This is a genomic window from Heliomarina baculiformis, from assembly GCF_019966545.1.
Classification (GTDB): domain Bacteria; phylum Pseudomonadota; class Alphaproteobacteria; order Rhodobacterales; family Rhodobacteraceae; genus Heliomarina; species Heliomarina baculiformis.
Window position 1 is genome coordinate 288,578 of the sequence record NZ_JAIMIC010000005.1, and the last position, 20,857, is coordinate 309,434.

General features: G+C 54.8%; 19 protein-coding genes. 7 read left to right on the forward strand and 12 right to left on the reverse strand.

Translation table 11 applies throughout. The features are described 5' to 3' along the window. Positions 1-12 precede the first annotated feature (12 nt). The 7 genes from MF268_RS13470 to dusB all read right to left on the reverse strand — a co-directional run bounded on the left by MF268_RS13470 (position 13) and on the right by dusB (position 10,708). Positions 13-1,545: a TrkH family potassium uptake protein gene (locus MF268_RS13470; protein ID WP_238371379.1), complete on the reverse strand. Its 1,533-nt coding sequence runs from the start codon at positions 1,543-1,545 to the stop codon at positions 13-15. A 3-nt stretch (positions 1,546-1,548) separates the two neighbouring features. Next, positions 1,549-2,925 carry a Trk system potassium transporter TrkA gene (gene trkA / locus MF268_RS13475; RefSeq protein ID WP_238371380.1) on the reverse strand — a complete coding sequence of 459 codons (1,377 nt, stop codon included), beginning with the start codon at positions 2,923-2,925 and terminating at the stop codon, positions 1,549-1,551. A 603-nt stretch (positions 2,926-3,528) separates the two neighbouring features. Next, positions 3,529-4,944, reverse strand: a complete 1,416-nt coding sequence (gene ntrX, locus MF268_RS13480; RefSeq protein WP_238371381.1) for a nitrogen assimilation response regulator NtrX — start codon at positions 4,942-4,944, stop codon at positions 3,529-3,531. 19 nt (positions 4,945-4,963) lie between these two features. Beyond that, positions 4,964-7,201 (reverse strand): sensor histidine kinase NtrY-like, encoded by a 2,238-nt coding sequence (locus MF268_RS13485; RefSeq protein ID WP_238371382.1) that lies wholly within the window; start codon positions 7,199-7,201, stop codon positions 4,964-4,966. 128 nt (positions 7,202-7,329) lie between these two features. After that, positions 7,330-8,700: a response regulator gene (locus tag MF268_RS13490; RefSeq protein ID WP_238371383.1), complete on the reverse strand. Its 1,371-nt coding sequence runs from the start codon at positions 8,698-8,700 to the stop codon at positions 7,330-7,332. Between the two features lie 11 nt (positions 8,701-8,711). Continuing rightward, positions 8,712-9,782, reverse strand: a complete 1,071-nt coding sequence (locus MF268_RS13495; protein ID WP_238371384.1) for a two-component system sensor histidine kinase NtrB — start codon at positions 9,780-9,782, stop codon at positions 8,712-8,714. Further along, positions 9,779-10,708, reverse strand: coding sequence for a tRNA dihydrouridine synthase DusB (gene dusB, locus MF268_RS13500; RefSeq protein WP_273545035.1), 930 nt, complete (start codon positions 10,706-10,708; stop codon positions 9,779-9,781). Before dusB ends, MF268_RS13495 begins: the two co-directional genes overlap by 4 nt. Before the next feature lie 251 nt (positions 10,709-10,959). On the opposite strand from dusB, the gene MF268_RS13505 reads away from it, so the two are divergent. The 3 genes from MF268_RS13505 to MF268_RS13515 are packed head-to-tail and all read left to right on the forward strand — an operon-like array spanning position 10,960 to position 13,078. Beyond that, a complete protein-coding gene (locus MF268_RS13505) occupies positions 10,960-12,099 on the forward strand; it encodes a bifunctional 2-C-methyl-D-erythritol 4-phosphate cytidylyltransferase/2-C-methyl-D-erythritol 2,4-cyclodiphosphate synthase (RefSeq protein ID WP_238371386.1) in 1,140 nt (379 codons plus the stop codon). Beyond that, positions 12,096-12,596: a phosphatidylglycerophosphatase A family protein gene (locus tag MF268_RS13510; protein WP_238371387.1), complete on the forward strand. Its 501-nt coding sequence runs from the start codon at positions 12,096-12,098 to the stop codon at positions 12,594-12,596. The genes MF268_RS13505 and MF268_RS13510 overlap by 4 nt, the downstream gene beginning before the upstream one ends. Further along, entirely contained in the window at positions 12,593-13,078 is a 486-nt protein-coding gene (locus MF268_RS13515; protein WP_238371388.1) for a CinA family protein, read from the forward strand. Before MF268_RS13510 ends, MF268_RS13515 begins: the two co-directional genes overlap by 4 nt. A 59-nt stretch (positions 13,079-13,137) precedes the next feature. Here MF268_RS13515 and MF268_RS13520 read toward each other — a convergent pair whose 3' ends face one another. Beyond that, positions 13,138-13,581, reverse strand: coding sequence for a type II toxin-antitoxin system RatA family toxin (locus MF268_RS13520; RefSeq protein WP_238371389.1), 444 nt, complete (start codon positions 13,579-13,581; stop codon positions 13,138-13,140). Positions 13,582-13,680: 99 nt separating this feature from the next. Then, positions 13,681-14,142 carry a hypothetical protein gene (locus MF268_RS13525; protein ID WP_238371390.1) on the reverse strand — a complete coding sequence of 154 codons (462 nt, stop codon included), beginning with the start codon at positions 14,140-14,142 and terminating at the stop codon, positions 13,681-13,683. Positions 14,143-14,323: 181 nt separating this feature from the next. Between MF268_RS13525 and hpt the strand changes: the two genes are divergently transcribed. From hpt to MF268_RS13540, 3 genes are all read left to right on the forward strand, one after another. Continuing rightward, a complete protein-coding gene (gene hpt, locus MF268_RS13530) occupies positions 14,324-14,863 on the forward strand; it encodes a hypoxanthine phosphoribosyltransferase (protein WP_238371391.1) in 540 nt (179 codons plus the stop codon). Between the two features lie 318 nt (positions 14,864-15,181). Further along, entirely contained in the window at positions 15,182-15,655 is a 474-nt protein-coding gene (locus MF268_RS13535; protein WP_238371392.1) for a c-type cytochrome, read from the forward strand. 70 nt (positions 15,656-15,725) lie between these two features. Continuing rightward, positions 15,726-16,601 (forward strand): cytochrome c, encoded by an 876-nt coding sequence (locus MF268_RS13540; protein ID WP_238371393.1) that lies wholly within the window; start codon positions 15,726-15,728, stop codon positions 16,599-16,601. 15 nt (positions 16,602-16,616) lie between these two features. On the opposite strand, the gene lipA is transcribed toward MF268_RS13540, so the two are convergent. Next, positions 16,617-17,570, reverse strand: coding sequence for a lipoyl synthase (gene lipA / locus MF268_RS13545; RefSeq protein ID WP_238371394.1), 954 nt, complete (start codon positions 17,568-17,570; stop codon positions 16,617-16,619). Positions 17,571-17,771: 201 nt separating this feature from the next. On the opposite strand from lipA, the gene MF268_RS13550 reads away from it, so the two are divergent. Continuing rightward, entirely contained in the window at positions 17,772-18,677 is a 906-nt protein-coding gene (locus tag MF268_RS13550) for a hypothetical protein (protein ID WP_238371395.1), read from the forward strand. On the opposite strand, the gene MF268_RS13555 is transcribed toward MF268_RS13550, so the two are convergent. Beyond that, entirely contained in the window at positions 18,674-19,621 is a 948-nt protein-coding gene (locus MF268_RS13555; RefSeq protein ID WP_238371396.1) for a LysR substrate-binding domain-containing protein, read from the reverse strand. The genes MF268_RS13550 and MF268_RS13555 overlap by 4 nt on opposite strands. A 49-nt stretch (positions 19,622-19,670) precedes the next feature. Next, positions 19,671-20,831 (reverse strand): DUF6456 domain-containing protein, encoded by a 1,161-nt coding sequence (locus MF268_RS13560; RefSeq protein ID WP_238371397.1) that lies wholly within the window; start codon positions 20,829-20,831, stop codon positions 19,671-19,673. Between the last annotated feature and the right edge of the window lie 26 nt (positions 20,832-20,857).

Here is a 20,857-nt window from a genome sequence, read left to right on the forward strand (position 1 = left end):
ACGAAGTCGCGCTCAGCGGCGCCACAAATCCGGGGTCAGGAGCGCCACGATTGCCAGCGTTTCCAATCGACCTAGGACCATCGCCGCACAAAGCACGCCTTTTGCACCGTTATTCAAGTTGATAAGGCTGATCGGCACGTCTGATGCACTTTGAATCAAGGGACCTGTGGTCGAAAGCGTTGCGATGCTGAGCACCAAAGCCTGTTCAAATTCGACCCCGAGCCCCGCCAAAATCACGAGAATCAGTGAGAAGGACAAAGCAAAGAGCATGAAGAAAATCCACGCAATGAAGGCGCCGTCCTTCTGGATGCGCTTGCTGCTTCCCCTTTCGCGACTGATTGAATGAGGGTGAACGAGACGTTCCATTTCGCGAAGACCGTTGAGATAGAGTGCATAAACTCTAAGCAGTTTGACGCCGCCAGCTGTCGTCGCGACACCGCCACCGACCAAGGCCAGCCCCATGAGAATCAAGCCCGGGGTTGGAAGTCCGGACCACGCTCTTGCACCTTCCCAGTTCGCCGATTCAAACCCTGTAGTCGTGAGGTAACTCATGACGGTGAACATTGCGCCCCAGAACGCGGCAAGAGCCGAGACCGTATCTTCCCCCGCGTTGCTGTCGAACGCCCCCCACCAGTGACGCAGAAACAGCAGAACCGGCACGACCAACACGATCAACATGCCTACACGAAATTCCGGGTCACGGTCCAGACGGGCATATCCTCGAAGCACCGTATCAGCCGAAAAGGTCAATCGCGACAGAGCAAAGAACATGAACAGAAAAAGGATCATTTCGCCCGCGATGCCAGCCTGTGCACCTTCCATGCCACCGACCGGCGAAATACCCGATGTCGCCATTATGGACATTGCGTGACACAGGGCTGGCAGTGACCTTTCCCCCAAGGTGAGCAACAAAATCCATATGGCTGCCGTCAAACCAGCGTAAATCGGGGCGAGGGTCAGTGTCACCCTTACGAGACGTTGCCGGGGCTCTGCTCTCAAAACCTCGCGCTGGCCGATACCTCGGCCGGGCTCCCCTTGGGCAGTCACTTCGAATCCGCCAAGGCTGAGCGGAGCAAGGATCGCCGATGCCGCGATCCACATAAGTAGCCCTCCGAGCCAGCCGACTTCGGCACGCCAGAGATGAACGGAAAACGGTAGACGGTCAAAGGGGCTGTTGAACATTTCCGCGCCCGTCGTCGTCAGCGCACTGACCATGTCCATGTAGGCGTCGAGGAAGCTTACCGTTCCGAGGGCATCATGCATCGGAACTGCCAGATAGATCGGGAGCAGTACAAAAGTCGCAAGCAAGGACAACAACTGGCTAATCGGGCTGTGACGGGATTCTTTCCCGCCTACGGCCAGACCGATCAAAGTGACTGCAATCAGACCAAGTAGCCCCGCGTAGAAGAAGGATCGCGATGCGGGATGATTGTCCATCACGACCGCGTGCGAGGCAGGGATGAACATTGCAATGGCTGCGATTCCCCAGATCAGCAGGAATAGAGGCAGACGCAACAGAACGTTCGGGGCGGCCTGGGTGCGCATCGTCTAGAAGAAGTCGATTGAGACCTGAAGCAGTCTCTCGACTTCGGGCACGTCCGCGGTCATGGCGAAAATCGAAACGACATCTCCCGCCTCGATGCGGAGATTGCCAGTCGGGCGACGCAACTCGCCATCACGCAAAACGGCCCCCAATAGAACGCCCTCCGGGAAATCGATGTCCCGGATCGCCTGACCAGCCATGGGAGAGGTTGACATGACCTCGGCTTCGATGACCTCGGCTTCGGCATCTCCGATGGAATAGACCTGCCGCACGCGGCCATGCCGAATATGTCTGAGGATTGAGCTAACCGTCGTGGCCCGCGGGTTGATATACGCATCAATACCCAATGGTCCCATCAATGGCACAAGAGTGGGGTCGTTGATCAATGCGATGACGAACGGACACCCTTCGGCTTTGGCGCGCACAGCAGCAAGCATGTTGGTTCGGTCGTCGTCGGTAATGGCCAACATAGCATCGGCCCTCGAGATCCCGGCTTCGCTTAGCAATGCCCGGTCCATGCCATCGCCGTGCAAAACGATAGTCCGTTCCAAGGATTCGGCCGCGCGTTCAGCATTTGCGCGGTTCTTCTCAATCATCTTGGCGCGTACGCGACCTTGCCTGTCCTCCATCGCACGCGCGACAGTAAGCCCGACGTTACCGCCTCCTACAATCACGATACGATCTTGTTTCTTCTGACTCTTGCCGAACACTTCCAGAGTACGAGAGACATCGTCTACCTGGGCGAAGACATAGCATTCATCCCCCACAAACAGCTGATCATTCGGCTCGGGTGCAAAGAGCCGCTTGTCACGGCGAATGCCGACGACAATGGCGCGCAGGGTTGAGAAAAGGTCGGTCAACTGACGCAGCGGTGTGTTGACGACCGGGCAATCCTCCTGAATCGAAATCCCGAGAAGCTGCGCCTTTCCGTCCATAAAGGTTTCGGTATCAAACGCAGCCGGTGCTGACAGTCGTTGCATCGCGGCGGCCGCGACTTCGCGTTCCGGCGAAATCACGACATCAATGGGCAGGTGGTCCCGCCGGTATAGATCGGAATAGATGGCTGTGAGATAGGATTGCGCCCGAAGCCGAGCGATCTTTCGGTTTATTGAAAACACCGAATGAGCAACCTGGCAGGTCACCATGTTGACTTCGTCAGAGTGAGTTGCCGCAATAATCATGTCGGCATCCCGCGCCCCTGCCCGTTCAAGGACATCCGGGTAGCTAGCAAAGCCTGCGATGCCCTGAACATCAAGCGTGTCGGTCGCTCTTCGGACCAGATCCGGGTTATTGTCTACAACGGTAACATCGTTGCGCTCGCCCGAGAGGTGGCGCGCAATCTGCCAGCCAACCTGCCCTGCCCCGCATATGATGACTTTCATACCCTATCGCCCTTTGGCCCGGTCAGTCACAGAAACCTTTGCATGACAGAAGGTCCAAACACGGTCAATTCAATTGTCACACATGAATTTGAGAGGCATTATAGACACATGAAGAATGTGCTCAAAGTGGTAGCTGCCTGTGCAGTGTTATCGGGATGCGGTCCTGTTTCAATGTATTACCAACCGGGCGTGGCCGTTTCACGGTTGGATACGGATCACACGAATTGCGAGGTTTCCGCCCTTCGCGATGCCCCGGTTGCCAATCAGATCCGGCGTGATCCGCCGATATTCATTCCGTCCAGAAGTTACTGCAACTCGGCAGGCAGTTGTTACACACGGCCTGGCTATTGGGTGCGTGGTGATATCTATACAGTCGATGTGAACGCAGGACTTCGGCAACGAGTTCTGGATCAATGTATGCAACGGAAGGGCTACCAGCAGGTCAGCATTCCCCGCTGCTCGCAGGCGGTTCAGAATGCTACACCTCCGGCTGCCACAAGGAGCCTGCCCGCCTTGACCGAGGCCAGTTGCATGATCCGGTACAATGACGATCAGTTTCAGATCGTCACGCCCATATCCTCTCGGCAGGAATAGGTGAGGCTGCTATTCAGCAGCCTCAACACTGTTTTCATCGACGTGAGCGAAACGCGCCCCGGACTTGTTCGACGTGACCACGCCCAGCGACTTCAGTTTTCTGTGTAACGCACTCCGTTCCATGCCAACGAACGACGCGGTTCGACTGATGTTTCCACCGAACCGGTTAATCTGAGTCAGTAGATATTCACGTTCGAAAGCTTCCCTCGCTTCACGCAATGGCAGGGTGGCGAGAGAGCCTGAAAGCACAACGCGCCCTTCGTCATCACCTTTTTCCTCTTCGCTGGGCAGCTCGCGCGCTTCGATCGGACCACTGCCTTCGCCGAGGATCAAGACGCGTTCAATCAGGTTTTTGAGCTGCCGCACATTGCCCGGCCACGTCATCGTCTGCATTAGCGCAACCGACTCTTCAGTCAGAGGTCGTAACGGCAAGCCCTGTGTCGCGTTGCAATTTGCAATAAAGTGCTCAGCCAATACAGGGATGTCTTCGCGTCGCTCTGCCAGTGAAGGGACCGCTATCGGAACAACATTCAGACGATGATACAATTCCTGCCGGAACCGGCCCGCCTGAATTTCGGCTTCCAGATCCTTGTTCGTGCTCGAAATCACGCGAAGGTCTACGCGCACCTTGTCCGAGCCGCCCACGCGCTGAAACTGTTGTTCTACCAGAACCCGAAGGATCTTTGACTGAGTCCCAACAGGCATGTCGCTAACTTCGTCGAAATATACCACCCCGCCGTGCGCTTCCTCGAGCAAGCCGGGTTCGATGCCGCGCTCGGGCGTCTCGCGACCGAAAAGAACTTCCTCCACGCGATCAGGTTCAACGCCTGCACAGTTAACCGTGACAAACGGGCCGTTCGCGCGGTTTGATTGCGCGTGAACGTACCGTGCGGCGATTTCCTTGCCCGCCCCGGCAGGACCGGTCAACATCACCCGCCCGTTCGATTTTGTGACCTTGTCCAACTGGCTGATCAATGTCCGGAAAGCCGCGCTTTGACCGATCATTTCGGCGTTGGTCACTTCGCGACGTTTCAGCGAACTGTTTTCGCGCCGGAGACGCGAGGCTTCCATTGCCCGACGGATGACGACCATCAACTGATCGATGTTGAAAGGCTTTTCGATAAAGTCGTAAGCGCCCTGCTTGATGGCGGCGACCGCAATTTCGATATTGCCGTGCCCGGAGATGATTACCACGGGCACGTCCGGATTGTCCCGTTTGACGGTCTTGAGAATATCGATCCCGTCCATGCGGCTGTCTTTCAGCCAGATATCGAGGATGAGAAGTGCGGGCGGTTCTGTATTGATCGCGTTCATACAGTCGTCGGAGTTGCCTGCCAGACGCGTCACGTATCCTTCGTCTTCTAGAATATCCGACACCAGTTCGCGAATATCGCGCTCGTCGTCAACAATCAGAATATCTGTCATGTCATTCCTGCTTCTTTTTCTAATTTACCGCCCCACCCGGCGCACCGGGTGAATTCGCCTCATTTCCAACTACCCCCTTGGGCAGCCTGATAACGGCCATTGCTCCGTAATGGTTCTGGCCCTCGAAAACCGGGGCATCTTGCAAGGCAAGTGTGCCGCCGTGCTCCTCGATGATCTTCTTGACGATTGGCAACCCAAGGCCGGTCCCGGCATCCCGGGTCGTCACGTAGGGTTCGAAGAGCTTGGCCCGGTCCTCCGGCAAGCCAATACCATTGTCAGCCACCGAAATTTCTATCCCGCGGTCATCCTGAGACAACGCAACCCGTATCTCAGGCTCGATGCCTTCTGAACCCATTTTTTCGATACGGGTTTCAATTGCTTCGCCCGCGTTCTTGATAAGATTAGTCAACGCCTGCGACAGCATCGTAGAATCTATCTCCGCCATCAGAGGCTGCGACGGAAGATCAGCGTCGATCTTGACGTCTGGTTGCCCTGTATGCTGAAGCAACACTGCATCTCTGACGAGGGCGGTCAAATCCTCGGCCCTGCGTTCCGGTTCGGGCATCCTTGCGAATTTTGAGAATTCATCGACGATGCGGCGCAAATCGCCAGTCTGCCGAACGATAACGTCCGTCATCGCTTCGAGCCGCTCACTATCGTCCCCGACCAGCGGCGAGAACTTGCGTTTAATGCGCTCGGCAGACAGTTGGATGGGCGTCAGCGGATTTTTGATTTCATGTGCAATGCGCCGGGCAACGTCGCCCCAGGCTGCCATCCTCTGGGCGCTCACCAGATCCGTTACATCGTCAAACGCGACCACGTAGCCTTCGAGGCTGCCATCATCCTTGCGCCGCGTAGACATGCGAACAAGGAGGTTTTCAAGGCGGCCGCCGCGCGAAACTTTGACCTCGCCCTGAACGACCTCCTGGCCGCTTTGGATGAGGGCATCAAAGAGCTCGCCAAATTCGGGCACACCGACCGAGAGAGCGACGAGCTGTTCTTCACCGGACCATGCCAGTAGCCTTTCTGCGGACCGGTTCACAAAAGTAACTCGGCCCTCAGGGTCCAGACCAACCACACCGGAAGTCACCGAGGATAGGACTGAATCGAACAGCCTTCTCCGCCGTTCGATCTGCCGGTTGTTATCGAGAAGCGTATCGCGCTGACCTTTCAACTGCCGTGTCATCTGATTGAAGTAGCGGCCAAGCATTCCAATCTCGTCATCGCTTTCGTCTTCGATCACGCGAATATCGAGATCCCCTGCCCCAACCTGTTGAGCTGCCATAGTAAGACGACCGACCGGGCGAGAAAGCCGTTCTGCAAACCATAGGCCAAGCCAAATGGCCGCAAGAATAAGGATGACCGCAAAGCCAAGGTAAAGGACGCCGAACTCGAAAACCACGCGGCCGCGTTCGCTTTCGAGTTGCTGATATAGCCTGATCGTTTCCTTGGTCTCATCCAATAAATTGAGAATCTGCCCGTCGACGTCCCTGCTGACATAGAGGAAACGGTCGACAAAACCGTTCAACCGTACGAGCGCCCGGAATTCGTTGTTGTCCCAGTCCTGAATAATCTTGAGCCCGGTATCCCGCGCCTGCTGAATGTCTTCTTCCGTCGGTTGTTCGAAATTGAATAGATACGAACCTTCGCCCCGGGAACGTATTTCGCCGGTTCCATCGACGACATAGGCCTCTTTCAGACCCCTTTGAATCTGCGGCTGCGCCTGACTTAGGACCTGTCGCAGTTCCGCATCACTCATGAAAACTGTCAGACGGCGGCTGTTATCCAGGAAGCGCCCCAAGGCCTGCGCGTCCTGTTGAAGATCTTCGCGTTGCTCTTCCTCATAGGCTTGGGCGGCAGCAAGCGACGAACCGACAACGCGGCTCACGCGGTCGGAAAACCAGCCTTCCAGCCCCATGTTGATCGTCAACGCGGCAAAGACAGCAACAGTAACCGTGGGAATCAGAGCGAGAAGCGCAAACACCCCGATCAATCTCAGATGAAGGCGCGACCCCGCGGATTTTGCCCGACGGGCTGCGATGATGCGCCCAACCTGGCCAAGGACAAGCGCGGCCACGACCAGAATATAGATGAGGTCCGCCAGCAGAATCGCGCGCAGCGCATCATTCGTCGGCCCGCGATCGATCGACCCCAATGATAGCGAAGTTACAAACGCAAGAAGCGGGCCAAGAACAACAAGGCCCAGCGTGGCAATGTTCTGGGCACGCTTGGTCCGACGCCATCTGTTGAGCGCCATTAAAGGAGATCTTTGTGACCGGGATACCACCCGCTGCCCTCACCTGATGTGTCGCTTTCGCAACGAACCGCCAAATGTCGTAGTCTCGCCCGGCGCATATACCGGGATGCCACGCTTCTGTGACGATTTTACATCAATTTGCGGCGCCGTGTCACCTGTATATCTAAATCAGATATTTTCTTTCGCAGGGTATTGCGGTTGATGCCAAGCAAATCGGCACATTTCGCCTGATTTCCGCCAGTCGCCTCCAGAGCAATCTCGATCAGAGGCGTCTCAACTTCCTTTAGGATCCGCGTGTAAAGCCCCGGAGGTGGAAGCATATTTCCGTGCAGGTCAAAATAACGACGGAGGTGCCGTGCAACCGAGGAAGCCAGTTTTTCGGTATCTCCTCCACCAAGCACAGGTTCCATTTCCGGTTGGCTTCCGAGAACCTGTTCAACTTCCTGCCGGGCAATCTCATCAGAGCGGCTTGTCAGAACCAGTCGGCGAATCGCATTTTCAAGCTGTCGCACGTTACCCGGCCAGCTGTAAGCGCGGAACAATTCTTCGGATTCGGCCGAAAGCCAGCGTTTCTGCGCACCTTCCCGTTCGGCGCGCGCGAGAAAATGTTGAGCGAGCAAAGGAACGTCATCGACACGCTCGCGAAGACTTGGCACGTGAATCGTCGCCCCACTCAACCGATAATAAAGATCCTGACGTACCTGACCGGCTTCCATCGCAGAATTAAGGTTGTTCTGACTGGTTGCCATGAACCTTGGAAGGTGGTCGCCCGGCGCATCCATCATACGCACGATCCGCGCCTGAATTTCATCGTCTATATCGGCGATCTCGTCGATCAGAAGTGTCCCGCCCTTGACCCGTGCGAGCACACGGGCCGGCCCCTCGATATCCTGCAGGTCCGCGCCCGTTATCGTGATGAACGGCAGAGTGCGACGATCCGAGAAATCATGTATCGCCCGCGCGATAAGCGATTTTCCGGTGCCGCTTTCACCAGAGATGAGAACCGGTAGATCCGTATTCATTACGCGCGCGACCAGCCGGTACAAGGCTTGCATTACCTTTGTACGTCCCACCAACGGCAGGTCGTCCGGCCGATCATCTTCCGGCGCTTGAATGGCGCTGCTACCCGAATGCCTCTTGAGCTCAAGCGCGCGCGCCGTCCGTTTCATCAGGTCAGGAAGGTCGAACGGCTTTGGCAGGTAATCGTATGCTTCCGCTTCGGCAGCCTGAATCGCTGTCATAATCGTATTCTGCGCGGAGATGACAATTACCGGCAGACCGGGACGGTCTATCGCGATCTTGGGGAGCATTTCCAAACCGTTGCCGTCGGGCATGACCACATCGGAAATAACAACGTCGCCTTTGCCTTCGCCTACCCAACGCATAAGCGTCGTCAGTGAACTGGTGGCGTGGACCTTGCATCCCGCCCGCGTCAGTGCCTGAGTAAGAACCGTACGGATCGTGCGGTCATCGTCGGCTACCAGTACTGTGCCATCCATTGGTTACTCTCCTAGTTTGACGCTCCCCGCGGCACGCGCGGGAGAGAAAGACGGAACACAGTGCGTCCCGGGACTGACGTCACCGAGATCCAGCCATTGTGGTCCGATATGATTTTGCTGACGAGCGCCAGACCGAGTCCGGTGCCGTTTTCGCGCCCGGATACGAAAGGATCGAAGACGTCGTCTTTGATCTTTTCCGGCAATCCGGGCCCATCATCGATAATTTCCACCTGAAGCGGCAGCGACTGTCCGCTTCCATCGCTACGCCGCAATCGAAAGGAGTGCTCGAAATAAGAGTGGATCCTGATAGTCCCACCTTTGGGATCGGCGGCTTCAGACGCGTTTTTCAGGAGGTTCAGAACAACCTGCAGCAATTGATCCGGATCGCCATAGGCCAGCGGCAAGGACGGATCGTAATCTTCTATGATCTTCATATGCGCACCGAACCCGAGCAATGCGGAACGTCGTGCACGGTCCAGAACGTCGTGGATATTGACCGGCTTTCGGTCAGGTTCGCTTAGATTGCCGAACTGCTCAACTTGCTCGAGCAGTTTCACGATCCTGCGGCTTTCTGCGACGATAAGATCTGTGAGTTCAAGATCTTCCGAAGACAAGTTCATGCTGAGCAGCTGCGCAGCTCCGGTAATGCCTGCCAAGGGGTTCTTTATTTCATGCGCGAGCATCTCAGCCATCCCGATTGCCGATTGCGCGGCGGACTTTACCGAATGGCTTTGTGTCATCCGTCCTGCAAGTTCCCGCGGGGTGATCATAAGTATCATACACCCTTCTTGCCCAATCAGCGGCGCAATTTGCAGCGCACATTGAAGTGGCGCCCGGCTTCCGCAGCCTACATCGACATCATTCACGAAAAGAGCGGTGCTCTTATCACGCGCCTTGTCAAACGCCTCTTCAATCGGGGTATCAACCCTTATCTGGCTCCAAACTGACTGCCCCGTCACGGTTTTGGACGAGGCGTTAAGAAACCCCTCTCCGGCGCTGTTTACATCCTGGATATTGTTGTTCTGATCGATAACAAAGGCAGGCACCGGCAAGGAGGCCCAGATCGCATTTTCCGGTATCATGCAGCTACCTTGGCTGGTGTTGTCAGAGCATCGCCCAGCAAGTTCACGACACTCTCCGGATCCTGCTCGGTCAGAACCATTCGCCGCAGATCGGTGCGTGTTCCAGCGTGGTCCATATACCAGCCGAGATGCTTTCTTGCCACGCGAACACCGAGGGTGCGACCGTAGAAACCCATCATGGATTGGTAGTGATCCGAAACGAGATCGACCAAATCTGTTCCCGTCGGAATCACGGGGCCGGCGGTCTTACCAAGCGCATGTGTAACTTCGGCCAGAACCCAAGGTCGGCCCTGCGCCCCCCTCCCGATCATCACACCATCCGCGCCGGATTTCGCCAAGGCCGTTCTGGCTGAACCGAAATCGACGATATCTCCATTCGCAACAACAGGCACATCCACTGCATTCACAACGTCACGTATAGCGGTCCAGTCGGCTGTACCCTTGTAGAACTGGCACCTCGTTCTGCCATGTATCGTGATCATGGCAACGCCGGCATCCTGCGCCCGTTTGGCAATATGCGCCGCGTTCAGGGAACTTGAATCCCAACCAAGTCGGGTCTTTAAAGTCACGGGGACATCCACCGCTTCGACGACGGCTTCGATCAACCGCAATGCATGGTCCGGGGTTTTCATCAATGCCGAACCGGATTCACCGCTGGTAACCTTCTTGGCGGGACAGCCCATATTGATATCGATCACTTTAGCGCCGAAACCAGCCACCTGCCGAGCAGCTTCTGCCATCCAATAGGTCTCACGACCTGCAAGTTGCACAGCGGTGTTTTCGATGTCCGCGCTCAGCTCGGCGCGTTCGCGAACACCGGGTTTGGATTGAACCATTTCCTGGCTTGCCACCATTTCACTGACCACCATCCCGGCCCCGAATTTCGTAACCAAATCACGGAACGGTCGGTCGGTGATTCCAGCCATAGGCGCCAGAAGGACCGGAGAAGAAAGCGTTTTATTTGCGAGTTTGAACGTCACATGCCTAAACCTTGTGCACTTGGACCGTTTCTATCGAGATCACTGCAGTTGAACAACGAAACCGCTCGATCTTAGTGAGATCGGCTCCGTGTTCGCCTATTTTTTAATCAAAAGACGTCGGGCAATTGCGCCGTGTGGCATCCCGACATAAACACCATATAGTCTGACGAATATTCTTGGAAATCCGGAGTTATCTCATGCGCATTGCCGCTCTTATCGTCGCCGCTGGTCGCGGAACGCGAGCTGGCGGTTCAGTCGCAAAGCAATGGCAGATGATCGCCGGGATATCGGTTTTGGATCACACTTTGAAGGCGTTTGACGCGAACCCTAAAATTGACCGAATTGCATTGGTCTTGAGCCCTGGAGAGACCGAAAAGGCGGAACGGTACAGAAATGCCGGATATATCGTCGCAATGGGTGGTTCGGAGCGTTCAATCTCGGTCAGGAACGGGCTTGAGGCACTGACCTCCTTTGAACCTGACAAGGTGCTTATCCACGATGCCGCCCGGCCTTGTGTGTCATCCGTGCTGATAGACCGTGTTATCTATGCGCTCGAAACGCACGAAGGTGCTGCGCCTGCCCTGCCAGTCATTGACGCCCTCTGGACGGGGCAAGAGGGTTTGGTGTCTGGGACCCGAGACCGAACTGATCTTTATCGCGCGCAAACGCCGCAGGGATTTTCCTTTTGCAGAATTCTCGAAGCGCATAAGTCACATGGCGATGGCACGGCACCGGATGACGTCACCGTGGCGCGGGCAGAAAATATCGACGTGGCGATAGTTGCTGGCGACGATGACAATCTGAAAGTGACGATGCCGGAGGATTTCGAAAAAGCGGCAAGAATATTGGGAGCACAGCGGATGGTCAGGTTAGGAAACGGATTTGACGTACATCGGTTCGGTCCCGGCGATCATGTAACCTTGTGTGGTGTGCGTGTTCCTCACGACCGTTCCTTGCAGGGCCATTCGGACGCTGATGTTGGCATGCATGCCATTACCGATGCGATCTATGGCGCGCTCGCGAAAGGCGACATCGGCCAACATTTCCCGCCAAGTGACCCGCAATGGAAAGGTGCCTCCAGCGACATTTTCCTTCGCCATGCGGTTGAGCTTGCTGGCAAATTGGGCTGGGCAATAGGAAACGTTGACTGCACGCTTATCTGCGAGCAGCCAAAGATCGGCCCGCATGCCGAAGATATGCGCAATGCGCTGGCGCGGATCATGGACACTTCGCTAGATGTCGTGTCGGTCAAGGCGACAACGTCGGAACAGCTTGGCTTTACAGGTCGAGGTGAAGGCATCGCCGCGATGGCAACGGCAACACTGGTGGCAAAATGAACAAGCTTGCGCAAACAATAGGCACCGTCTTTGGTGTTGGATACCTGAAACCCGCACCCGGGACTTGGGGCTCGGCTTTCACTCTCTTGTTGGTCTGGCTTCTTCACATGATTGGTGGCTTTCCGCTCATTTTGGCCTGCATTCTCATATCTTTTGTTATTGGACTATGGGCGACCCGTCAGATCACAGAGGCGCAGGATAATGCAGACCCTTCAGAGGTTGTGATTGATGAACTCGTCGGACAGGCGATCGCGCTGCTACCGCTGTCCTACTCGGCCAGTTCCATGGGTATCCCGATCATGGCCTTGTGGCCCGGCTGGATCGCCGCGTTTCTGTTGTTCCGTCTCTTCGACATTTGGAAGCCGGGCCCGGTTGGCTGGGCGGACCGACGCCATGACCCTCTCGGCGTCATGCTTGATGATGTCATCGCCGGGATCCTCGCTGCCATAGGTGTTGTAATTTTGGCTGGTCTGGCACACGGAGTGATCGGTGTATGAGCGCAGCGGAGGTTCTAAAGTTGGCGCGGCGGTCAAACATCATGATCGCTACTGCGGAAAGCTGTACCGGCGGTTTGGTTGCGGCCGCCTTGACAGATCTTCCCGGATCGTCGGAGGTATTCGACCGGGGTTTTGTGACGTATTCGAATGCTGCCAAAGCGGATATGCTCCAAGTTAGCGGTAGTACAATCGAACAATTCGGCGCGGTCTCGCAAGAAGTCGCGCGGGAAATGGCAGACGGCGCTTTGAGAGCCTCTCAAGCACAACTATCCGTATCAATCACAGGTATCGCCGGGCCTGGAGGCTCCGAGCACAAACCAGAGGGCCGCGTCTGCTTTGGGCTGGCCGTCGATGGCCACACGACTTCCACAGAAACGGTCGAGTTTGGCGCATTGGGGCGAACGAATGTAAGAGAAGCAGCCCGAGATCATGCGTTGGAACTGCTGCAAAAAGCTATTCTCGACTTACAGAACTCGCTCTAGCGAAGAAGCGTTAGAACCACAGATATTACTAAAGGTTTACGCGCCAAAAGCTGCCGATATCACCCATACAAGGCGTCAGCGCGATTTTCGAAAGCGCGCACGATCCTTTGCATGGCTTCGTTGAAAACGAGCCCAATGACGCGTTGCAGGATCGCGTTCTTGAACTCGAAATCCACGTTGAAGTGAACGTTGCAACCGCCCTCGACGTCTTCAAACCGCCACTCGGATTTGAGATACCGAAAAGGCCCGTCCAAATATTCCGTATCGATCTTTCGCTTGTCGTGCCACAACGTCACGCGGCTTCCGAACTTCTCGCGGAAGACCTTGAAGCTGATAACAAGGTCGGCCTCAAGAATCGTGGCTTCGTCTTTTGGTATCGTTTCGCGGATACGCGCAGCCGCGCACCAAGGTAGAAACTCGGGGTACTGGCCCACATCAGCGACCAGATCGTACATCTGCTGGCTGGAATATGGGAGAAATCGTGTCTCGGCGTGGCTGGGCATGTTATCTTTGATCTGTATTCCGGAACTTTCCCGTCTCTCCTATGAAACAGGCCCAAGATCAACCCAAGCATCAGTCAGTCGCGGTAAATCAGGTTACAATCAGGTGAGTAGATCCAAACGACCAACAGGCGAAACAGTGCCTTCGGTGCCGTTGTCTTTTGTTTGCCACTGACTGGCCGTGGGCGTCGGAAGAAGTGGCTTGACGGCAAAATCGCGCATTCCGCTAAGCAACATCAGCAGCGGCATATGGCCGTCAATGGAAAGCGCAAGGTCACGTGCCAGAGCTTTGTCGCTGAACGTGTAACCATCTTCTTCACGGCCTGCTTCACGAAGCGCTTGCCGGTTGTTTTCGGTGCGCTCCAAGGGAGTGGGCCGAGATATCGCTAACACCTTTTTGGTAGCCGAATGATCTGGCGAAGTTTCCGAAAGTGCTGCTACGCGCGAAGCCCGTTCAGTGATCTCAGCTGAGCCATGCTGAAGTACAGCACCATGTACCGGAGCGCTGGCAAGTACGGCTCGCCAAGGATCGATACCAAGATTGTTTGCAGCGATTTGCGTCACGAATCTGACCTTTTGAAGGATAGCGTTAAAAAGTTAGTTCAATTACGGCATTTATACAGCAACAACGCCACAATTCCGTAACAATTGCAAATTTTCAATCGACGTTGCTGGCAACCAATTCATTTGGCATGACAGTCTGGACCATTTTGGCAGATTGTTCAGAACCACGAAGGAAAAACCGATGCCGGACAAGACATATGTCATCGACGAGTTGATCTCTGCCAAGGCCATCGCCGCTCGAATCGAATCCCTCTGCCGGGATATCCGCCGGGAGTTCCGAAATACGGATAAGCTTGTTGTTGTCGGCCTCTTGCGCGGCAGCTTCATCTTTATTGCTGACCTTGTTCGGGAACTCGATCTGCCCATTGAAGTCGACTTTCTCGAAGCCTCTTCATATGGCGACGGGATGGAATCGAGTCGGGAAGTTCGCATCCTGAAAGACTTGCGAGCCGCGATCGAAGGACGCGATGTACTCGTGGTCGAGGATATCGTTGACACCGGCCACACGCTCAACCATGTGATCGCCCTGCTCAAAAGCCGCAAACCGGCGCATTTGAGATCTATCGCACTCCTGGATAAGCCCAGCCGTCGGGAGGTTGATTTTCGTGCCGACTGGATCGGATTCGAAATACCGGATGAGTTCGTCGTCGGATACGGTATCGACTTTGCTCAACGGAACAGGAATTTGCCTTATATCGGTAAGGTCCGCTTCACCGAGTAGCTTTACGCCAGGATGATGATTGTCATGAGGACCAACTCGCTTGTGGTGCTCCCTTCACACTTTCGCGAGAACTCGTGACCGTAACTCACGTGAAAGCCCTACTATTCAGCGACTTGTCACTCAAGTTTCGCGATCAAACGCCTATTTGGTGGCCATACCGGAAGCAGCTCAAGCTTACCGTCACATTTCAGAAAACGCATATAACGTCGATTTACTGGGTGGGCGTTGTTAATGCACCCCGTTGACAGGACTGTGCAATTTCAACGTCGGAACAAGCGTGTATACTCCCGCAAGGTGATCAAGCTTAGGAGACCCCGAATGACTTTCAAAAACTTTCTTATTGCCGGTATTGCAGGTGCAACGATGATTGCTTCCTCAAGCGTCCTTCACGCTGACGAAGCAGCAGAAAAAGCCGCTGAAGCCCGTCAATCTCTTATGGAACTATACGCTTTCAACCTTGGTCTGCTTGGCGGGATGGCCAAAGGCGCAGTCGAATATGATGCGGAATCTGCGCAAGCTGCAGCAACGAATCTCCACACACTCGCTTCGATGAACCAGATGGCTATGTGGATTCCGGGCAGCGGACGCGATGCGCTTGGAGATGAAACAGATGCCCTGCCCGCAATTTGGGAAGCTGACAGCAAGGTCATGGATCATGCCAAGGAACTGGTGGACGCGACTGCCGCAATGGAATCGGCCGCTGGCTCGGGAATCGAAGAATTGCGCGGAGCTATGCAACCTGTAGGCAAAGCGTGTGGCGGCTGCCATGAATTATATCGCCAGAAAGACTGAACACCCGCATCAATAAAAACTTTGCCCGAGCAGCAATCAGATTGCCCGGGCATTCCTGTAAGAGGTTACCATGCGAAAATTGCTTCGTTTCTTCGTATTTTTTGCAGTTATCGCTGCTGCAGTCGCATGGTTCCTATCCCGAACTGAACCCTTGAATGCTGACGCCGTCGCGGGACTTACCGGCGATCCGGCACGAGGAGAGAATGTATTCTGGGCCGGAGGGTGTTCTTCATGCCATGCGGCGCCAAACAGCAAAGGCGAAGAAAAGCTGGTGCTCGCAGGCGGCTACCGTATCAACAGCCCGTTCGGGACTTTTATCTCTCCGAATATTTCACCATCGGCGAATGGCATCGGCGGCTGGTCGAATCTGGATCTGGCCAACGCACTTATCCGGGGGCTATCGCCGGTTGGCAGCCATTATTATCCGTCGTTTCCATATGCGAATTACACTAAGATGTCCTTGCAGGATGTAGTTGACCTGAAGGCCTTTCTGGACACACTGCCCTCATCTGAAACCCAGAGCCAGCCTCATGAATTGCCGTTTCCAGTCACGATACGTCGCTCTGTCGGCTTATGGAAACGCCTATTTTTGACGGATGACTGGATTGTCTCGGTCGAAGGCGAGCAAATGGAGCGAGGCCGTTACCTGGTCGAGGCACTTGGCCACTGCGGAGAATGTCACACACCACGGAACATTTTCGGCGCGTTGGATGATACGCGCTGGCTCGAGGGCGCGGAAAATCCATCCGGCGAAGGGCGCATTCCCGGTCTCGCGCCCGGCCAGCTAAATTGGGGAGCCGACGACATCGCCTATTACCTCGAAACCGGTTTCACCCCGGACTACGACAGCGCCGGCGGCGAAATGGCGGCTGTAATTGCGAACACCTCTCAACTTTCACAAGAGGACCGCGCCGCGATTGCAGCTTACATCAAGGCAATCCCCTGAAACATCGAACGGGCCTCAGGCTAGTCCGAGTTTAACCTCTCGGGCCGCACGCAGTCGCGCAAAGTCCTCGCCGGCATGGTAGCTGGATCGCGTCAGCGGCGTCGCAGACACCATGAGAAATCCTTTGCCGATCGCCGCCTTTTCATATGCGGAGAACTCTTCAGGTGTCACGAAACGATCAATGCCATGGTGTTTGGGCGTAGGTTGAAGGTACTGACCGATCGTCAAGAAATCGATATCCGCGGCGCGCATATCGTCCATGACCTGCATGACAGCCTGTTTTTCTTCCCCCAAGCCGACCATGATACCAGATTTGGTAAACATTGATGGGTCCAGTTCTTTGACCCGCTGCAACAAACGCAGTGAATGAAAGTAGCGGGCGCCTGGCCGCACCTCTGGGTACAGGCCCGGCACAGTTTCCAGATTGTGATTGAACACATCTGGTCGGGCTTCGACGACCTTTTCAAGCGCGGACGCATCGCAACGAATGAAGTCAGGCGTCAAAATTTCTATCGTGGTTGACGGGCTGCGATGACGTACAGCGCGTATCGTTTGGGCAAAATGTTCTGCCCCGCCGTCCTCGATGTCGTCACGGTCAACCGAGGTTATCACGACGTGGTTCAACCCAAGTTTCTCAACGGCATGAGCGACCCTGCCCGGCTCGAACGCATCAAGATCTTCCGGCGGCTTGCCAGTGGCGATGTTGCAGAAGGTACAAGCTCTTGTGCAGACCTCGCCCATAATCATCATCGTGGCATGGCCCTGCGACCAGCATTCCCCGACATTCGGGCAACCCGCTTCTTCGCAAACCGTTACCAGCTTGTTTTCACGCATGATTCGAGCGGTATCCGCATAGCCCTTCCCGCCGGGTGCCTTCACACGAATCCAGCTGGGTTTCTTTGGCTGAGCGTTATCGGGACGACGCGCTTTTTCCGGGTGACGCTGGGCAGGTATCTTGAGATCGCGCACGGAACGAATTCCTTCGGGTTTCAGTCCAATATCTCACTGCAACATAGTCCCCCATCGCTTGAAGTGCCAGTGCCCACGGCGGTCAACAATCGATAAGTGACCTGTTTCACAGTCACTTTAAGACAAAGATGCTAGGAGCATGGCGGAAATTCTGTAATCTGGTCGCCGGGGCGCGACGATTTTTGTATGGAAGGGCGACTGATGGCCAAGGAATGGGACGATTTCCAGAAGAGCTTCAAGAAAATCCAGCAAAGCACGAAATCCCTTAAACCTTCCGAGGGCGAAAAGCTAAAGAAACAGTTGATCGCGGATCTCAACAAGGCTTGGGATGAGGAAACACTGGTTCGCAAGGCCATCAAGAAAGCTCAGCAGAACGGCGCCAAGGCCGACAAACTGTCTAGTCTGTTGAAAGATCCAGATTTCTCGACCGCTTACAAAAGTTGGGTCAAAGCAACGACAGCGCATAAAGACCGGGTCAAAGCCCTTAAAAACTATTCCGACAGTGCCATGAAACACTGTGAAGATCTGAAGAAGCAGTATGGTGCTGTCGCTAAAAGCGTCAAACAAAGCAAAGAACCCGAAGCCGCAAAAAAGAATATAAAATCGGCAATGAGTGATGCTCAGCATCACATGAAGATGCTAGAGCAGATCAACGCAATTTACGGCACGCTCAAATTGCCCGAGCTATTCTATGCCTCGAAAGAGGAAAAAACCATGGAAGTCATCATCAAGAAGGAAGCAGGGAAAAACGCGCCTGCAGTGCTTCCCAAAATTCTTGAAGATGCGGGCCGAAAGAAAGGGGCAAAGGATGCGAAAGCGCTTCATAGGAGCGCAATGAACGCATTTGAAGAAGCAATAAAAGACTCGAAGATCAATGTTGAGTTCGCGAGAACTGACATGGACAAGGGTGACGCCATGCTTGCGAGCCTGTCGAAACTTAACAATGATTTCCAGAACGCGCAGAAGAAGCAGTTCAAGGAAATTGACAAGTCTCCCAACAAAAAAGACATCGAAGACACGATAAAATCAATCAATGCATTTAAGCTTGAAGTCGAGAAAGTTAAGAAAAAGGCCACTGCCGCCGTTAAAGCAGCAGAAAAGGGCTAAACTGCCATTCTCGCGTTTTCCGATTGCCGGCTTGAGTTGACGATTTTATTTCCTTCGGCGCGAATAAGTTCCGCGAGTTCATCGAACCAGCTGTCTACCGGCATCGAATCTCTACGAACGAGTCCTATCGTGCGAGAAGGTTCATCTTCGGGGAAACGCCGCAGGCAAAGGCCGGGCGCAGCGATACATTCATCCCGCGCTGCAAGTTCCGGCATTAACGTGTAACCAAACCCTGCCGCGACCAGTCGGGACAAGGTGCCAAGGGAGGAAGCACCCATGTTGATCCCGGCGCTATTTCGATCCTTACCGCAAACTTCGAGCGCTTGATCCGTCAGACAATGACCGTCTTCCAACAACATCAGCTGAGACGGCTCCAGTGTTTCCGGTTTAAGCATAGGGCTGTCTGTTTCAAAACGTGAGAGCCGCGCCTGGGAACCGGCTAGCAAGAACCTGTCTTGGAACAGCGGCGTTTCGATCAACCCACTCGTTTCAACCGGCAAAGCAACAACGGCAACGTCGAGCTCCCCCGCAATTAAAGACATCAAAAGTTGTTCTGTACGAGTTTCGCGAACCTGAACTGCCAAAGAAAGATCTCCCGCCCGCAAGGCGGCGAGCACGCCGGGGAGCAAATAAGGCGCGATGGTCGGTATTAGACCGAGCGACAAGGATCGGCGGCTTCCGCTCCGCTCCCGGGACATACGTTCCAACTGCTCGGTAGCTCCGAGAACTTCCAGACTTAACGCGAGAACTTCGCGGCCCAGAGGTGTCAAGAAAACATCGCGAGCCCGCCTTTCGACCAGCTCCCCGCCCATTTCGCTTTCGAGCGCCTTGATCTGAACCGAGAGCGCAGGTTGAGAAATATTGCACGCCTCGGCAGCCCGACCAAAGTTGCGCTGCTCGGCCAGTGCCTTGAAATAGGTAAGTTGACGAATTGTAAAAGCCATAATCTCACCTAATCAATATCGGAAAGGTGCGCAAGATTGCCTTATAGCCTTACCCAATCATCTGATCCGGACCGCTTTGCGTTTCATAATGCCGACGTAGTCTCTGTAATGCGATCCGTAGCACGATCTTCCCCGACCTTGCCGACCAACCAAGCCGTTTCTCCGCTGTTTCCAAGCCTTCCAGATAGCAGCAGCAACGCAGTGCGACGTCACTCAGTCCAGGACCCAGATCGGAAAGCGCCTTAACCACGCGCTCGCGCGCCAATGCAGTACTCATTGAGCTCTCACCACTATCCATCAGCTCTGACTTCGCGCCACCGGTAAGAAAACTATCCCAGTTCTGCCCCAGCTTTGGTCCCATCTGAGCCAGTTCAAAATCTTCACGAAGTCTTTCCCCTGCCCGCACTAAACTGTCGTTCAAGAATGGCTTTCCATTCCTGTCCCGCCGTCTCGCAAGCGCCACAAGCGGGCTTTCCGTCATATTGTATCGAACCCGTTTGGGTCGTTGGCCGGTGCTGTCCTCTTCGTCTGTTTCGTCCCATTGGCTCCCGCGATATGAAAATGGTCGTTGCTCGTCCTGGAAACCGAGCTCCCTCGCACTCCGTACCCTGTTTTCCTGCTCTGCCAACATCTGGCTTAATGCTGTCCTTCCTGTGGCGGTGATATAGTATCGGCTGATCCGACCTGGGGCAGCGCACGCAATCCAGTCCTTGAGTGCCATGGCCTGAGCAATTCCATTATCCACCACAGCTGTCCGCGTACTTGAGCCGCTGTCATCATCTCGGACGACCACCGCTTTTTCCATATTCTCCGCCACCGCAAGAACGGCACCGCTTTCGCATAGGCGACGTAAGATACGAACCGCTTCTGTTTGTAGTTTGCGCGTATCTGGCAAACTCGTGGCACTGACTGGATTGGCTTGCATTTTGATCGTATTCCTCGTTCTTGATCCGCACCATTCACCAGCGGTCGATGCGACCGGCGCCGAGCAACAGTATGTGCTCGCAAGCAATGACAGGGCTGAATCCACAAGAGGATCATCTCGGCGACTCTCCGTTCTCCGTATCTGGCGAAGAATTGTCGAAGCATGGCAGCCTTCCTCTCGTGCAATATCCCGGATCGATTTCCCATTCTCTGTATGTTGGAGATATCGTGCCGCATAATCCGGAACCCATCGCGGGAGCGATAATTCGGGAAAGTCCTTAGTCATATCCCGGTTCCTGAGATCATGGTAAT

Bases quoted from the DNA above. Each gene is read 5' to 3' on its own strand.
- MF268_RS13470 (WP_238371379.1), bottom strand. From the start codon at position 1,545: ATGCGCACCCAGGCCGCCCCGAACGTTCTGTTGCGTCTGCCTCTATTC.
- trkA (WP_238371380.1), bottom strand. From the start codon at position 2,925: ATGAAAGTCATCATATGCGGGGCAGGGCAGGTTGGCTGGCAGATTGCG.
- ntrX (WP_238371381.1), bottom strand. From the start codon at position 4,944: ATGACAGATATTCTGATTGTTGACGACGAGCGCGATATTCGCGAACTG.
- MF268_RS13485 (WP_238371382.1), bottom strand. From the start codon at position 7,201: ATGGCGCTCAACAGATGGCGTCGGACCAAGCGTGCCCAGAACATTGCC.
- MF268_RS13490 (WP_238371383.1), bottom strand. From the start codon at position 8,700: ATGGATGGCACAGTACTGGTAGCCGACGATGACCGCACGATCCGTACG.
- MF268_RS13495 (WP_238371384.1), bottom strand. From the start codon at position 9,782: ATGATACCGGAAAATGCGATCTGGGCCTCCTTGCCGGTGCCTGCCTTT.
- dusB (WP_273545035.1), bottom strand. From the start codon at position 10,708: ATGGCTGGAATCACCGACCGACCGTTCCGTGATTTGGTTACGAAATTC.
- MF268_RS13505 (WP_238371386.1), top strand. From the start codon at position 10,960: ATGCGCATTGCCGCTCTTATCGTCGCCGCTGGTCGCGGAACGCGAGCT.
- MF268_RS13510 (WP_238371387.1), top strand. From the start codon at position 12,096: ATGAACAAGCTTGCGCAAACAATAGGCACCGTCTTTGGTGTTGGATAC.
- MF268_RS13515 (WP_238371388.1), top strand. From the start codon at position 12,593: ATGAGCGCAGCGGAGGTTCTAAAGTTGGCGCGGCGGTCAAACATCATG.
- MF268_RS13520 (WP_238371389.1), bottom strand. From the start codon at position 13,581: ATGCCCAGCCACGCCGAGACACGATTTCTCCCATATTCCAGCCAGCAG.
- hpt (WP_238371391.1), top strand. From the start codon at position 14,324: ATGCCGGACAAGACATATGTCATCGACGAGTTGATCTCTGCCAAGGCC.
- MF268_RS13535 (WP_238371392.1), top strand. From the start codon at position 15,182: ATGACTTTCAAAAACTTTCTTATTGCCGGTATTGCAGGTGCAACGATG.
- MF268_RS13540 (WP_238371393.1), top strand. From the start codon at position 15,726: ATGCGAAAATTGCTTCGTTTCTTCGTATTTTTTGCAGTTATCGCTGCT.
- MF268_RS13550 (WP_238371395.1), top strand. From the start codon at position 17,772: ATGGCCAAGGAATGGGACGATTTCCAGAAGAGCTTCAAGAAAATCCAG.
- MF268_RS13555 (WP_238371396.1), bottom strand. From the start codon at position 19,621: ATGGCTTTTACAATTCGTCAACTTACCTATTTCAAGGCACTGGCCGAG.
- MF268_RS13560 (WP_238371397.1), bottom strand. From the start codon at position 20,831: ATGACTAAGGACTTTCCCGAATTATCGCTCCCGCGATGGGTTCCGGAT.